The following is a 14,696-nucleotide window of genomic DNA, read 5'->3' as shown; positions in this document are numbered from 1 at the left end:
CCTGCCGTTCTTTTTTAAAAGGGAGGTGAACAAGGAATGGGCAAATACGTACTTAAGTCACTACTGCAGATCATTCCGGTGCTGTTCATTGTTTCATTAATTGTGTTCATTTTGGTTCGAGTCACCGGTGATCCGGTTGCGCTAATGTTGCCTGAAACGGCTACCGCTGAAGATCGTGCTGTCTTGACGCAGGCACTTGGTTTGGACCAGCCTTTATATACGCAATACGTGAAGTTTCTGGGCAGTGCGATACAGGGAGACTTTGGTCAGTCTTTTCGCTACAATCAGCCTGCGTTAGAGCTTGTGCTGGAGAGATTGCCTGCCAGCTTTGAACTGGCGGTAGCCGCCATGTTTTTTGCCGTACTTATGGCTGTGCCACTTGGCGTCATTTCAGCTGTCAAACGCAATACGTTTACCGATCTCATTATTTCAGGAATATCCGTCATTGGTAAGGCGATGCCAAACTTCTGGATGGGGATTATGCTTATCCTCTTGTTCTCCGTCATGCTGGGCGTATTGCCGGTATCGGGTCGCGGAGGATTGTCACATCTGATCTTGCCGGCATTCACGCTTGGCGTTGGACTGGCTGCGCAGATGACCCGATTGATTCGCTCCAGCATGCTGGAGATTCTCAACCAGGACTATATTCGAACAGCTCGCAGCAAGGGGCTTGGCCGGATGGTTGTCATTGTAAAACATGCATTTCGGAACGGATTGATTCCGGTCGTTACAATTATGAGTTTGCAGTTTACAAGTCTGATCGGGGGCACTTTGATTACGGAAACGGTATTCTCCTGGCCTGGACTGGGTCAGTTGCTGGTCGTTGCAGTCAACACACATGATATGGCGATTGTACAGGCAGCGGTGTTTGTCATTGCCTTTATCGTTGTGGTAATCAACATCTTGACGGATGTAGCTTACAGGCTACTCGATCCGCGCATCAAATACGACTAGAAGGAGGTGCAATCATATGACAGGCAGCAATGAAATGCCAATTCCGGGTACAGAACAGGAACAAGACAATGGGCGTGCACCAACGGGATTTCGTTATATCTGGCAACAACTGATCATCAGCAAGACCGGAATGTTTGGTGCTGTGCTTGTATTGTTGGTTGTGTTAATTGCCATAGGTGCACCTCTATTGACGAGTCATGATCCGGCAGCGGTGAATCCGCTCAACCGACTTAAACCACCAGCATGGCTTGAGGGTGGAACAGCCGAATACTGGCTGGGTACCGATAATCTCGGCAGAGACATGTGGAGTCGAATTGTATATGGTGCCCGAGTTTCCTTAATCGTGGGGATGGGTGCCGTGATTGTATCAGGAATCATTGGCGCGATTCTGGGGCTGGTATCCGGATTCTATGGGAAATGGCTGGATGCTGTCATCATGCGTGTAGGTGATGCATTCATGGCGATTCCAACCATTCTGTTCATGCTTGTTGTGATGGCAATTGTTGGCCCGGGTATTACAACGTTGATCTTTGTCATCGGGGTGACGAACTGGGTTCCATTCACCCGTGTGGTAAGAAGTGAGGTTCTTAGTATTAAAGAGCGTGATTTTGTTCAGGCGGCCAGATCGATTGGTGCGAAGAATGGAAGATTGATTCTCAAACACATTCTGCCGAATATCCTTTCATCCTTTATCGTAATCTGCGGTATGAATGTCGGCACGACAATTATTATGGAAGCTTCACTCAGCTTCCTGGGTCTGGGTATCAAACCACCCGATGTATCCTGGGGAGGTATGCTCAGTGATGGCAGACAATACGTTGCAACAAGCTGGTGGGTCGCTACATTCCCGGGACTAGCCATTACATTTACCGTACTCGGTGTTATTTTCCTTGGAGATTGGCTGCGTGATGTGCTTGATCCACGTACGGAGACAACCCATAAATAAACGGAGAAGGGAGCCATCAATATGAACCAAAGACCAATTATGCCGAAGGATCTGCGTCATTATCGTTGGATCAGTCAGCCAGTAATCAGTCTGAACGGACAAGTGGCTTATGTGGAACAGACCATAGATCAGGATAAAAACGAATATAACACGCAAATTCGAGGGATTTCCCTCGATGGTGATGAAGATATTGCACTTTCCGATGGAACAAAGGATTCCTCACCTGCTTGGTCGCCGGATGGCACACAGCTCACATTCATTCGCTCAGTGGATGGGGGCAAAGGATTATGGACGCTCCATTCAGATCAAAAAGAGCCGATCATGCTGATATCTCCCGCACGTAAAATATTGAGTTATATCTGGTCACCGAACGGGCAGTACATTGCGTTTACCAGCAAAGTACGACCGGAGGACCAACAGAAGAAAGCAGACGTCCAACAGGAGCCAGCACCTGTGCTGCGAGGTAAAGTCTTCGAGCGTACAACGCCGAAGGCGGAAGGGGCTGGCTGGTGGGATGGTCAATACAGCCATTTATTTGTATATGAGATCAAAAGCGGGGAAATCACACAGGTGACTTCCGGGCTATGGAATATCAGTGCTCCAGCATGGTCGCCAGATAGCCAGCAGCTTTCTTTCATTTCGAAACAAGTAGAGGACGAGGAACTTGATGCGGATCTGCTTTACTTTACCGATGTATACAGCATTCGATTGGGAGAAAGTGATCTGTTCAAAGTGACGGATTCCAGTCTGGCGATAAGCCAATTCTCCTATTCGTCCGACGGGCAGCAGCTGATTCTGATCGCCAGTGATCGTGAGTATGGAAGCGGGAGCCACAACAGCTTATACGCTGTTCCCGTTCATCGAGGTATACCCAGGCCAATCGCACCTCAATTAGATATGCAGATTGGTAACGCGGCGCTTGGAGATATGAAGTCGGCAGGTGCGTCAGCTTCTCCTATCTCGGATGCCCATCATCCGGAACGCGGTGTATATGTACTCGGAACACATAACGGGAATGTGGACGTGTACCGTATTCAAGAAGATGGGGCGTGTCAATCCGTTACGGGTGCTGATGAAAAGGATGTGTATCAGTATACCTTAACGCCAGATGGTTCGTCGCTGGTAATCGCTGCGTTGACTGCTGAACACCCTGGAGAGTTATATCGCGTGAATATCGACAGTGGTGAAATGTTCAGACTCACCCGGCGAAATGATGAATTCATGGCTGAATTGGCTGTAAATGCGCCAGTCCGTGTAGAGTTTACGTCCTCCGATGGATGGCCGCTTCAAGGTTGGTTAGCCACACCGGCAATACGCGACACCGATGGGAAACTGCCACTAGTTTTGCAGATTCATGGTGGACCCCACGCGATGTATACGGGAACATATAGTCATGAGATGCAGACACTCGTTGCGCAAGGTTACGCTGTGCTATGGATTAATCCACGCGGAAGTATGGGATACGGTCAGGAGTTTGCCAGAGCTTGCCGTGGTGACTTTGCCGGAGGGGATTACCGGGATCTAATGGAAGCTGTTGACTATGCCCTGGCTACATACGATTTCCTTGATGCATCACGTCTGGGTGTAGCGGGTGGCAGTTATGGCGGAGTGATGACCAACTGGATTGTAGCGCATACCCACCGTTTCAAGGCGGCTGTAACACAGCGATGCATCTCCAACTGGTTGTCCATGTATGGAACGAGTGATATCGGAATTTCCTATGTTGAGGGAGTCATTGGTGGTAATCCGGCGGAAAACGCTGAATTCCTGTGGTCTCGCTCACCTCTTGCCCATGCACATCACATTGAGACGCCACTTCTGATCATGCACGGAGAGCAGGACTATCGGACACCGATTGCGCAAGCGGAGGAATTATATACTACGCTAAAACGTTACGGCAAAAAGACCAAACTGATTCGTTATCCGGGCTCCAACCACACTTTGCTGAAAAGCGGTAAACCTTCATTACGTATCGATAGCTTCGAGCAGGTGAATGCCTGGTTCAATCAGTACCTCGGGAATGAGGAGGGCGAGCAATGAGTCGAACTCAGCTGTCCATTCCTGTAGGGCTTCTTGTAGAGAATGTTCTGACAAGTGGGGAACCAAAAGAAGTGATTATTGAATGTTTACAACGTCGAGACTATTCCCGGTTGTTGCCTCTGGTTAAGGAATCCGCGATGGATTTTGATGAGAGACTACAGACAGCAGCTGATATCGGAGACGATTGGGAAAAGGCGATACGTCAAGGTTATGAGTTCAAGTTTTTGCATATTAACGGGTTGAAACGATTGCTCGATTTCCGGTTTGACCGTAAGGTGGATCGGGATTACGTTCAAGATGAACTGTCACTGAAGCATATTCGTCTGACCGCAGAAGAGATTGAACTGCTACAATCGTTAATTGGCAGGCAGTGGATCGTACAAGCAGAAGAAGGCAGCAAAGAGAGTGGGTTATCCTCCCGCATTCCTGTCCGTATTCAATTGAAATTCCCATAGTATGACTAGAAGAAGCCGCGATGATCGCGGTTTTTTTGCTATGTACAGGTAGAAATGAGGATGACTCAATTCAAAAGTTGAAATCGGACTCTGCATGATTTATATTTATATTAAATGATATTATTACCTATCAAAAATGCAGGTGTAAAGAGGGGTACCTAGGATGTCCATTCAAAATGTTTTGGGAAAAATTCAAATATCGGATGATGTGATCTCCAAAATTGTCGGCAAGATCGCAAATACTACCAGTGAGATTTCCTCCATGTCGACAGGACTTATAGAAGGCATCACCAAAAAGTGGAGCGGGAAAAGTCTGCAAAATGGCATAGATATCCGCAAGGTAGAATCAAGACTGGAGATAAACTTAAAGATTGTCGTTTGTTATGGAACAAAAGTGCATGAAGTCTGCAGGGAATTGCAAAACAATGTGAGATTACATGTGGAACAGCTGACCGGATTAACTATTGATACGGTGAATGTGATCGTTGAGGGGTTATCATTCAACCAACCTGCTGCCAAGCTTTAATCCAATTTCAGCTACCTAGAGGAGTGACAGCGATGAATAAGATTTCCATAACAAAAGCCAGTCCACAATCATTAGTCGGCGGGCAACTAAATCAGATGGCACTTGAATATATGGCCTATTCGCTTGCAGGTACCAAGGATAAAGGCATTATAGAAAAAACATTTAACAAGTTATGGCGTTCGAATCAGAACCGATTCAGTCACCAGTACGCTTATGAAGCCAAAAAGGATAACCAAACGCTGGGCATGATCATGTGTTATCCGACTACTATAATGAACAAACTTGCTTTGCCAACGTTCTCCAAGCTGTTTGAACTTCGGAAATGGAGCTTGATTAAGTATAATCTCCAACACTGGAAAGAGTAGGGGAAATCAATAAACCTTCGTTATCCCTGTACAGGATGTCCAAAAAACTGGTGTAATGTTTTCTGATAGGAATAGAACAAGCAGTTAACTGGAGAGTTTCATATATAAGCCCACATTGGAACAGTTAAAAGTGTGAGCTGGAGGGGCGCTTTATGCGTCTCTTTTTTAGTTCTTCAGATTTTTCTCATAAAAAAAGTAACTTGACTTTTTTGGGTGTTTAAGCAGGTACTTGACAGGGGTGTGGTATAGTATAAAAGTTCTTTAATGAAGAAAGACGGAGAAATATACAATGTGGGGTGTAGCCAGTGTATCAATATAAGGATCAGGAATATGAAGCAGTACATTTTGAGGGACGTGACCTGCGCTATGGAGAACTCATAAGTTGTGTTTTCAAGCAGTGTACATTTATGAGCGCTTCTATGGAAGAAATCGAGACGAGTAACTGTCGTTTTATCGAGTGTGACTTCAAAGGGGCTTCCATGAATGGTTCGATTCATACGGAATCGGCTTTTGAAAACTGCACCTTCGGTGGTGCGAATCTATTTGCTTCCAAATTCAACTCCTGCAAGATGACAGGCTCAGACTTCTCTGGTGCACAAATGGATGGCATCACACTAAGTCACGGCGATTGGTCCTACACAAATCTGAGACATACACGTTTGGGGAAACAGGATCTGCGAGGAATTCGTTTCTTTGAGGCTGACTTTACGGAGACGGATTTCACCAAAGCGGATTTGAGAGACTGTGATCTTACCCGAGTTGTATTAAGCAGAGCCAAGCTGCAAGGGGCCGATCTTAGAGGGGCTAACCTGGAAGGCATCGATCTGAAATCACTGGATATCAAAGGCGTACGTTTGGATCGCGAACAAGCCGTTCTGTTTGTACGCTCGTATGGTGCGAAAGTAGATTGAGTTGAGTTGAACATACACAGCATGAAGCCGCCCTTAAGGCGGCTTTTTTGACGTTAAAGCTTTCCTAATTCAAGCAAATTGGCAGGAATAAGAGATCTAAACAAGAAGTAGTTAACATAAGTTTCAACTAAAAGGAGGTTATCATGACCGTCACATTAATTATTTTTGTTGCTATTATTGTCTTTGGGCTTATAACAGGCACGATCACTACGATTATGGCATTTAAACTGTTACGTAACAATGAAGAGAAACATCACCTTCGCAAGAGCATTCTGATGGACGGAATTCCAACAGAAGCAATAATTCATGATATTGTACAGACATCATCCAGTAGGGATGGAAGGCCTGGCGTGCGATTGGATTTAACTGTAACCCAAGTTGACGGCCGCACCTTCCCAACAATTGTAGAGACTTATATTCCAATTACACATATTCCCCATTTTCAGAAAGGAAATGTCATTAACGTAAGATACATTGCGATGGGGAATGAACGAAAAGTTGAGGTACAGGATGCCTACCTTCCGTGAGGTGCCGCATGGTGGTAAGCTTCGGTTATCAGGCATATCAAAAACCATTACCTGAAACAAATCGGGTAATGGTTTTTGAGTGCTCACTTATTTTGCAGAAAGTAATCCCGATGAGTATATCATCAAAATTTACGTAGAGGTGTGTAAGCCATTAAACACAATGGTTTAACGGTACGGGGATAGGAGATGAGATCGAGGCTGTACTGCCTTGACCCATGTCGTATTCCATGTTAAGTTTTCTGTAATAAATTGTGATTTTTCAAAGGGGGTATGGAGTCATGACGGAATTAGAGGTTGTGGATGTTTATGTGGACCTGTCAACAAACATGAACAGTGGCATGGTTCACAATATGACTAATCAGAATCCGACACTTTGTCCTCCTATGCATAGATCTACTTGGCGCTGAGTGGTTTATCGCCAGGTTTCTTTATTGTATAAGCGAATCTAAATTCTGATTATGTTCAAATATTAAAGTGAGGGAATCCATGCCATGTTCTATGGTGAAATCCCGTCAGTTTACTTTTATATTTCACATAAAAAGGATGATATGCATGTCTTTAATCAACGTTACTAACCTGACCTTTGCCTATGAAGGCAGTTACGATAATATATTTGAAAATGTTAGTTTTCAGTTGGACTCCGATTGGAAATTGGGTTTTACCGGAAGGAACGGCAGAGGCAAAACGACATTCCTCAATCTGTTGCTTGGCAAATATGAATATAGCGGACATATCTCTGCGAATGTTAGCTTTGAATACTTTCCGTACCAGGTAGAGAATAAGGGAGCCATGACCGTTGATGTCATCGGCGAGATTCATCCTGAATATCTACACTGGCAAGTTGTGCGCGAGTTTAACCTGTTAAAAGTGTCAGAAGATGTGCTGTATCGGCCTTTCGATACGTTATCCAACGGAGAACAAACAAAGGTGATGCTGGCTGCTTTGTTCCTGAAGGATAATCGGTTTCTGCTCATTGATGAACCTACCAATCATCTTGATCTTCATGCAAGACAAATTGTCAGTAATTATCTTGGCAGCAAGAGTGGATTTATTTTGGTATCTCACGATCGGGCGTTTCTGGATCACAGCGTGGACCATATTCTTTCCATCAATAAAAGTAACATCGAGATTCAGAAAGGCAATTTCTCCGCTTGGTGGGAAAATAAAAGAAGGCAAGATCAGTTTGAACTTGCGAGTAATGAGAAATTAATAAAGGATATCAAGCGTTTATCCGATTCAGCCAAACGGACCGGTGGATGGTCACATGAAGTTGAAAAAACTAAAAATGGTACGAGAAATTCCGGCTCCAAGGTGGATAAAGGATATATTGGGCACAAGGCTGCCAAAATGATGAAACGTTCCAAAAATATCGAACAAAGGCAGCAATCTGCGATTCAAGAGAAATCCAAACTTCTCAAAAATATCGAGAGTGCAGAACGTCTACAGATTCATCAGCTGGATTTTCACAAGCAGGAACTTGTTGAATTGGAACATGTGTCGATATCATACGGCTCCAATACGGTGTGTAAAGATGTCAGTATCACGGTTGAAAAAGGGGATCGTATTGCCCTGTACGGTAAAAATGGATCTGGCAAATCAAGCATTCTTAAACTGATCTGTGGTGAAGATATCCCTTATACAGGTCTTTTCCGAAAGGATCATCAGCTTAAAATCTCGTATGTGTCGCAGGACACGTCCGATCTCGGAGGGCATTTATCTGAGTATGCGGCCACACAGGGGGTTGATGAAAGCCTGTTTAAATCGATACTTCGAAAGTTGGATTTTTCCAGACTGCAATTGGAGAAAGATATCTCAACGTTTAGCGCAGGTCAAAAAAAGAAAGTGCTCATTGCCAAAAGTCTTAGTGAGAAAGCTCATCTGCATATTTGGGATGAACCACTCAACTTTGTAGATGTCATTTCACGTATGCAGATCGAAGACTTACTCTTGGAATACTCGCCAACCCTGCTTTTTGTAGAGCATGATCGTGAATTTTGTACAAATATTGCAACGAGAATCATCGAACTGTAAGTAACGTGAAAGATAACCATGCTAAGAGCCGCCAAATGGCGGCTTTTAGTATTACTCGTGAGGAAGTATGCTATAATTTTATAATCTCATCCAATCATTTGATGGATGACTAGATCAATTGTAGACTAATTCGCCAAGAGGTGTAATACCAATGAAAAAGGAAATGACAACAATCAAACAAACCAGGCTTCATTCCATTTTGGACGAGGCCACCAAGTTGCTGATTGAAAAACCGAATGCTTCCATGAATGAAATTGCAGAATCTGCAAAAATCGGGATCGCTACGTTACATCGATACGTGGAAAGCCGCGAACAGCTCATGGTTCATTTGGGATTACGCGCAATCGAGGTGGTCAGTGAGACCATGCAACAAATTCAACTGGATGAGGAGCACTGTGAAAAGTACATACCTGAGCTGATCGAGGCGTTGATTCCATTAGGCGACAAAATATATTTTCTGGCTCATGACACCACCATTAACTATAATCCCGAGATTGAGGGAGCGGATCTGAAACTGAGAGAACCTGTATTGCACGCGGTCGGTCTGTTACAACAGAAAGGTTATTTCCGCTCCGATCTCGATAAAACCTGGATTGTCGATGTGCTGTATTCCATCATGTTCCTGACGTGGCAGCAGGTTGTAAGTGGTCACATCGCGAGAAAAGCAGCCCCCGCGCTTGTGGTGGATACGTTTTATCATGGATTTAAGCAGAGGTGAAAATAGGGGTGAGACTAACTCAACAGCATCAGCTCGTTACTCTATGACCAAATGATTTCATAAAGTCGCTAATTTAGCGGCTTTTTTTGCTTGTTTACATGTATATAGACCTGTTCAAGCAGAGACATTGAACTAATCTATTCTATGTATTCGAGAATTTAGCAAAACCAACTATAAACAAAATGAACGATTACATAGCATTATTTGTCTTATTAATGAAAACACGGCAAAGGGGGTTATAGAATGACTGACAGAGAAATTTTTGAATTGTACAAAGAGCAAGTTTATTACTTCTGTTATTATCTGATGAAGAATCAAGCAGATGCCGAGGACATTTGCCAAGAAGTGTTTGTCAAAGTTATTTTGGCTGACAGAACTAAGGTAAGGAACATGAAATCATGGATATTGCGGATTGCTTCAAATGAGTGTCATAGCGTTATGAGAAGACGGAAATCTGGATGGTTGAAAGAAGTTCGGCATTATTTGTTGTCCAAATCCCAGAGTTATAACCCTGTGGAAGAGAGTGTGTACCATAGGGAAACAAAAGAAGAGCTACGAGGATTATATAGTGGGCTTCCTGACAAGATTAGGACGGTTGTTGTCCTTCGATTTATCAATGATTTGACTGTTCCCGAGATCTCTAAAGTTATGAACATACCTGAAGGGACTGCAAAATCCAGATTAAACAAAGGGTTGAAACTTCTTAATAAAATGGTTGAACCTCAACTAAAGGAGCTGAGTAATAATGAATCAGTATTCTAATAAGGAAAAAAATATATCTCCTCCGGATTATGACTTGATGTGGACAACCATTGAAAAAGAAGCACATAAAAGACGAGTCAATCTGAATTCTTCACAAAAGTCTGCTGGATATCGAGCTAAAGCAATTCCTATAAGCATCATTTTTACTTTTTTCTTACTTGTTGCTATTCCTGTATTCGCCAGTATGACGATTGATTGGGATCGAATCGGAGGCCGGGGCGTCGCAAGCGCAATAAATAATGGTATCGGTCAGCAATATGATCTTCAGTCCGCTAGTTCAGGTGTGACAATGAATCTAAACGGTGTTGTAACAGATGGAGAAAAAATGAAGATGCTGATATCTCTTGACACATCAACCGATCTTTCTCCATATAGTGAATTTGCGACTGAGGAAAATACTATAATAGGAGAATCCGATGCGAGAGCGAACGTATATGGTTATTTGGGGCGCGACCCTGATACTCAGAAACTCATTGGGATCTATGAAACAGCTGATACTTTAAAGGGCGGTACCAAAGAGTTTACATTCGAAGCAAAGAATCTTATTCTTTATCGGGATAGGGATATTTTCCTAAAATCTAATCAACATACTGGAGAATCAATGGTTACTGGCGTTTCACAGTTTCCGGCGATTCATATTGAATCGGTTAGGCATGCAGATAATCAAACGGTGATCCGTTATAAAGTCGAGGTAGTATCATCAGATTTGGAAAGCGTCAATCCTCGCTTGAGAGTTCATACCGGGGCCCAGGTTGTAGATGCCATTCCGACCATCTTGCCTAGCGAAGAAAAAGGATTGTTGATTGAACAGGTATTTGATATATCGGAAGCGGATTGGGCGAATGCGAACCTTCATTTCAGTTATGTTGAAGCAGCAAAACGATTGACGGGTACTTGGAAATTCGATTTTGTCGCAAATGGGAAAAAAGCAAGTGAGGCGATATATACGAAAAAACTGTATACCAATCCTGAATTCCAAGCAAAAACCGGTGTCACTTTAGATCAACTTGTGATTACTCCATTGAATCTTCAGATTTTAATTGATGAAGAAGGTTCATATACAGAAGGTATTGTTCAATATAAATCGATTCAGATGATTATAGATGATAAAACAATCACAGGGGTGCAAACCACGAAAGGGGGGCGTTCTGAAAATAATCAGCAATTGTTTCATTTTGAATCTCCTGAGTGGTATCAAAATTGGTCTGATGTTCCAATGAAACTCATCTTGAAAGATGCCATTGTTGAGAAACGAGATACCACTAAAAACTGGATTCATTTAAATGAACCCGCGAAACAAAAGCAGTACACCAAACTCACTGTCGATGGACTTGAAATACAATTCTCTTATTATAAGGATGGGGAGAAATTAATTGTAGAGTCATATTCCAAAACGCCTAGTTTCAGAGGTGTTAACCAAACAATGCTTCGGATCAATGGCAAAGAAGTCGTTCCTGAAATTAACCCCCAAGGGATGACACCTGTAAAAATTCATATAGACACCTACAAAGATATTCCATTTGATGGACATATTGAACTGAATCCGGGCATCTATAAATACAGCGATCCGGACAAAAATGTAGAGATTCAACTGTAGATAAAGTAATTCATAATTTGAGCTTGATGAACAATTTAACACCTTCAGAGAGAATCCGTTACATGAGGAACGGAGACTCTCTGAGGGTGTTTTTTTGCGTTCACAACAGCGTTTCTCAGTGCGCAAGCTACAAAAACTTGATTTTCTCACATATTCAAATATTAACAGAGTTCAGAATTTAAGATTTCCAGTTTACAAAAAATGATATAAATTTCTAGTAGATTCAAATCATTACCAAATAAAGACAAAATATTCAAGTGAGGGGGCCGGACAGAAACACCAGCAATTGTGCGGTTCAAAATCAGCTTATGTACTCATTCCATCAACCCAATCAGGAGGGATTCTATGCTTTACACCATTATTGTGCCAGTCAACCAGGACTATAACATTTTGAACCTGTTCACAGATTCGTTGCTCCGGACGGTAAGCCCATCCACTCAGATTATTTTCATCAACGATGGTTCCGGCTCAGCAGTCTTTCAACATCTGGATAAACTGAAGCAAGAAGTAAGAGAAGGTGTGACCATCGAGATTCTTCAGCATGATTTTCCACTCGGTTGCGCCGTGTCGATTAATAGCGCACTGAGTCTAGCCAAGGGAGAGTACATTTTCTTCCTGGATTCTGACACGATTCTTCAACCGAACTGGCAACCGATGATGAAAGAGACACTGGATAGCGATATTACGATTGGCATGATTGGGGGCGTTCTGTTGTATCCGCAAACAGGAGGCGTGCAGCATTGCGGCATTGCTTTTGCGGACACCATCGGCCGACACCTGTTCCTGAACGCATCTCCTGATGATATCCCAAAAGAAACCTTCTCTGTTCAACTGGTGGTGTTCGCCATGTTTGGCATGAAGCGGGAGGTGTATGAGACGATCGGCAACCTCGATGAGAAGTTCTTTAACGGATACGAGGATTTCGATTATCAGATGCGGGCACGAGCTGCCGGATACGATACGGTTATTAACCCGAATATTCAAGCATATCACTGGGAACGCAGCAGCGGCATTCACCGCAACTTCAACCGCAAGAACAATCTGGCACGCTTCTGGAAAAAGTGGGGCGGTCAAATCGAGGCTGATGTGTGGCCATTCGTTTTCAGTCATCTGAAAACACAGCTGGAAAGCCAAGAGGAATACCAGCATCTGCCGATTGTCGGGATTGACCTTGCCGAGGTTCGAAGTGATGCCGATACATTCTGGACCAAGCTGGAGGAAGCCGAATTTGCAAATGTAGCCGAAGTACGGGACTATTCAAACCGCTTTAATTCCAACGGAGCCATCTGGCTGCCACAGGTACTGGGCAAGGAACTGATTCATAGTGAGAACCGGTTATTGTTCTTGGTGGACAATTTCGCCCGTTTGCTGGAGAACCGCTACTGGATTGAGATGAGACATGCTCATCGAGCCAAGGATCTGATCATTGACCTGTATGGCAATGTGATCACGATGGATCGCATATACGATGGATGCTGGCCTGGAACCAAAGTTCGGTAATACACTCACAACGAAAATAAACAGGGAGGTACTTAAGGTGAAAGAAAAAGAGAGCACGCTCGATCGTGCCGTACGGTTTACCCGTAATCTGGAGTGGTTGGAACAAGTCGAGAAGGTAATTCCGAGCGGATGCAGCACTTTAGCCAAAGCACCTGAACGTTTATTTCCGGGGCATACACCCGTATGTTGTGCAGAGGCGTACAAATCCCGATTTACAGATATCGACGGTAATGAATGGCTGGATTGTGAAATGGCCATGGGTACGGCACCATGGGGCCATGCCAGACATGAAGTCCAATTAACCGTCATTCACCAGTTGAAAAAAGGGACAAGCTTTTCTTTGCCTGCCGACATTGAGCTTGAATGTGCGGAGTTGATTCTGGAGCGGTTCGAGGGTCATTATCCATCGCTGCGCTTCACCAAGAGTGGTGCTGATGCAGTGAGTGGGGCCGTGCGTCTGGCCCGTGCCGCTAGTGGCAAAAGCAAGGTTATTGCGACAGCTTATCATGGGTGGCACGACTGGTCTGCCTACGGCTATTATGGTGGCCAGACGAAAGAACGTGGCATCCCGGTAGATATCGAGCGTTCAACGATCTGGGTTAACAAGCCTACTACGGAGCGAATTGAGGCTCAGATTACCGCGTCTCCCGAGGATATCGCATGTATTGTTCTATGCCCCAACGAGTGGAAAAGGGACGCGCTGGAGGAAGCCGTAAACCTATGTCGGTCTCTGGACATCATTATCATATTTGATGAGGTAACTTCCGGTATTCGAATGGGCAAGCAGGCTACAGCAGGAGAATATGACATCTGGCCTGATCTGCTCTGTATCTCTAAAGGTATGGCCAACGGTTTACCGCTCGCAGCGGTTATGGGGCCTGAGCACTTGATGTCTCTGTCGGGACAGGTCAGATTCAGTAATGCTCATTCCAGCGAAACGACAGCGCTCGCGGCAGCCATTGCCTGTGAACGATTAATGAAAAATGCGAAAGTATGGCCGACTTGGCGAGATCCGGCAACCCGGATCATGGATCGTCTGGAATCTGAACTTGTGTTACTCGGATTGACGGATCAATTGGAAGTGAGAGGGACGTATGCAAGCTTCTGCATCCAATCCCTGGCTGAAGATAACTTCCAAACCGATCCTTTCCGCGAGTTCATGGTGAAGAGAATGGCTCACTTCGGCATTTTCACTAAAGGTTACTTTATTTTCTCGGATGCCCATACACGGGAAGAATTGCTGTGGGTCGAGGAAGCGCTGCTGCAGATCCTGTCAGACTGGAAAGAGATTCAGAAGCAGGAACATCTTCATGCGATGCAACTTTCGAAAACGTTTGAAGCTTAATCCATAGATCATAATCGAC

Annotated in this window: 14 protein-coding genes; all 14 read left to right on the top strand. The window is 44.2% G+C overall.

Annotated elements, in window-relative coordinates:
* Positions 1 to 36: 36 nt before the first annotated feature.
* The 14 genes from J2Z28_RS16285 to J2Z28_RS16220 all read left to right on the top strand — a co-directional run bounded on the left by J2Z28_RS16285 (position 37) and on the right by J2Z28_RS16220 (position 14,677).
* The gene (locus tag J2Z28_RS16285) at positions 37 to 954 is read left to right on the top strand and encodes an ABC transporter permease (RefSeq protein ID WP_017688654.1); all 918 of its coding nucleotides are present in this window, start codon (positions 37 to 39) and stop codon (positions 952 to 954) included.
* Between the two features lie 16 nt (positions 955 to 970).
* Positions 971 to 1,900, top strand: coding sequence for an ABC transporter permease (locus J2Z28_RS16280; protein WP_211083267.1), 930 nt, complete (start codon positions 971 to 973; stop codon positions 1,898 to 1,900).
* Positions 1,901 to 1,921: 21 nt separating this feature from the next.
* Complete coding sequence (locus J2Z28_RS16275; RefSeq protein WP_211083266.1) at positions 1,922 to 3,940, top strand: S9 family peptidase; 2,019 nt, start codon at positions 1,922 to 1,924, stop codon at positions 3,938 to 3,940.
* On the top strand, positions 3,937 to 4,395 hold the full coding sequence (locus tag J2Z28_RS16270) for a hypothetical protein (protein ID WP_211083265.1): 459 nt from the start codon (positions 3,937 to 3,939) through the stop codon (positions 4,393 to 4,395). The genes J2Z28_RS16275 and J2Z28_RS16270 overlap by 4 nt, the downstream gene beginning before the upstream one ends.
* Before the next feature lie 163 nt (positions 4,396 to 4,558).
* The gene (locus J2Z28_RS16265; protein WP_211083264.1) at positions 4,559 to 4,921 is read left to right on the top strand and encodes an Asp23/Gls24 family envelope stress response protein; all 363 of its coding nucleotides are present in this window, start codon (positions 4,559 to 4,561) and stop codon (positions 4,919 to 4,921) included.
* Positions 4,922 to 4,953: 32 nt separating this feature from the next.
* A complete protein-coding gene (locus J2Z28_RS16260; RefSeq protein ID WP_211083263.1) occupies positions 4,954 to 5,286 on the top strand; it encodes a hypothetical protein in 333 nt (110 codons plus the stop codon).
* 305 nt (positions 5,287 to 5,591) lie between these two features.
* The gene (locus J2Z28_RS16255) at positions 5,592 to 6,197 is read left to right on the top strand and encodes a pentapeptide repeat-containing protein (protein ID WP_211083262.1); all 606 of its coding nucleotides are present in this window, start codon (positions 5,592 to 5,594) and stop codon (positions 6,195 to 6,197) included.
* Between the two features lie 143 nt (positions 6,198 to 6,340).
* Positions 6,341 to 6,724 carry a hypothetical protein gene (locus J2Z28_RS16250; protein WP_211083261.1) on the top strand — a complete coding sequence of 128 codons (384 nt, stop codon included), beginning with the start codon at positions 6,341 to 6,343 and terminating at the stop codon, positions 6,722 to 6,724.
* 552 nt (positions 6,725 to 7,276) lie between these two features.
* Entirely contained in the window at positions 7,277 to 8,755 is a 1,479-nt protein-coding gene (locus tag J2Z28_RS16245; RefSeq protein ID WP_211083260.1) for an Lsa family ABC-F type ribosomal protection protein, read from the top strand.
* A gap of 151 nt (positions 8,756 to 8,906) precedes the next feature.
* Complete coding sequence (locus J2Z28_RS16240) at positions 8,907 to 9,473, top strand: TetR/AcrR family transcriptional regulator (protein ID WP_017688648.1); 567 nt, start codon at positions 8,907 to 8,909, stop codon at positions 9,471 to 9,473.
* Between the two features lie 243 nt (positions 9,474 to 9,716).
* The gene (locus tag J2Z28_RS16235; protein ID WP_211083259.1) at positions 9,717 to 10,235 is read left to right on the top strand and encodes an RNA polymerase sigma factor; all 519 of its coding nucleotides are present in this window, start codon (positions 9,717 to 9,719) and stop codon (positions 10,233 to 10,235) included.
* Complete coding sequence (locus J2Z28_RS16230; protein WP_211083258.1) at positions 10,219 to 11,832, top strand: DUF4179 domain-containing protein; 1,614 nt, start codon at positions 10,219 to 10,221, stop codon at positions 11,830 to 11,832. The genes J2Z28_RS16235 and J2Z28_RS16230 overlap by 17 nt, the downstream gene beginning before the upstream one ends.
* Before the next feature lie 345 nt (positions 11,833 to 12,177).
* Positions 12,178 to 13,332 (top strand): glycosyltransferase family 2 protein, encoded by a 1,155-nt coding sequence (locus J2Z28_RS16225; RefSeq protein ID WP_211083257.1) that lies wholly within the window; start codon positions 12,178 to 12,180, stop codon positions 13,330 to 13,332.
* Positions 13,333 to 13,369: 37 nt separating this feature from the next.
* Positions 13,370 to 14,677, top strand: a complete 1,308-nt coding sequence (locus J2Z28_RS16220) for an aminotransferase class III-fold pyridoxal phosphate-dependent enzyme (protein ID WP_211083256.1) — start codon at positions 13,370 to 13,372, stop codon at positions 14,675 to 14,677.
* Positions 14,678 to 14,696: the final 19 nt, after the last annotated feature.

It is taken from the genome of Paenibacillus xylanexedens (assembly GCF_017874615.1).
Classification (GTDB): domain Bacteria; phylum Bacillota; class Bacilli; order Paenibacillales; family Paenibacillaceae; genus Paenibacillus; species Paenibacillus xylanexedens.
This window is presented reverse-complemented; position numbering and strand designations above follow the sequence as displayed.

Bases quoted from the DNA above. Each gene is read 5' to 3' on its own strand.
- J2Z28_RS16240 (WP_017688648.1), top strand. From the start codon at position 8,907: ATGAAAAAGGAAATGACAACAATCAAACAAACCAGGCTTCATTCCATT.
- J2Z28_RS16225 (WP_211083257.1), top strand. From the start codon at position 12,178: ATGCTTTACACCATTATTGTGCCAGTCAACCAGGACTATAACATTTTG.
- J2Z28_RS16285 (WP_017688654.1), top strand. From the start codon at position 37: ATGGGCAAATACGTACTTAAGTCACTACTGCAGATCATTCCGGTGCTG.
- J2Z28_RS16245 (WP_211083260.1), top strand. From the start codon at position 7,277: ATGTCTTTAATCAACGTTACTAACCTGACCTTTGCCTATGAAGGCAGT.
- J2Z28_RS16235 (WP_211083259.1), top strand. From the start codon at position 9,717: ATGACTGACAGAGAAATTTTTGAATTGTACAAAGAGCAAGTTTATTAC.
- J2Z28_RS16270 (WP_211083265.1), top strand. From the start codon at position 3,937: ATGAGTCGAACTCAGCTGTCCATTCCTGTAGGGCTTCTTGTAGAGAAT.
- J2Z28_RS16265 (WP_211083264.1), top strand. From the start codon at position 4,559: ATGTCCATTCAAAATGTTTTGGGAAAAATTCAAATATCGGATGATGTG.
- J2Z28_RS16275 (WP_211083266.1), top strand. From the start codon at position 1,922: ATGAACCAAAGACCAATTATGCCGAAGGATCTGCGTCATTATCGTTGG.
- J2Z28_RS16280 (WP_211083267.1), top strand. From the start codon at position 971: ATGACAGGCAGCAATGAAATGCCAATTCCGGGTACAGAACAGGAACAA.
- J2Z28_RS16250 (WP_211083261.1), top strand. From the start codon at position 6,341: ATGACCGTCACATTAATTATTTTTGTTGCTATTATTGTCTTTGGGCTT.
- J2Z28_RS16260 (WP_211083263.1), top strand. From the start codon at position 4,954: ATGAATAAGATTTCCATAACAAAAGCCAGTCCACAATCATTAGTCGGC.
- J2Z28_RS16230 (WP_211083258.1), top strand. From the start codon at position 10,219: ATGAATCAGTATTCTAATAAGGAAAAAAATATATCTCCTCCGGATTAT.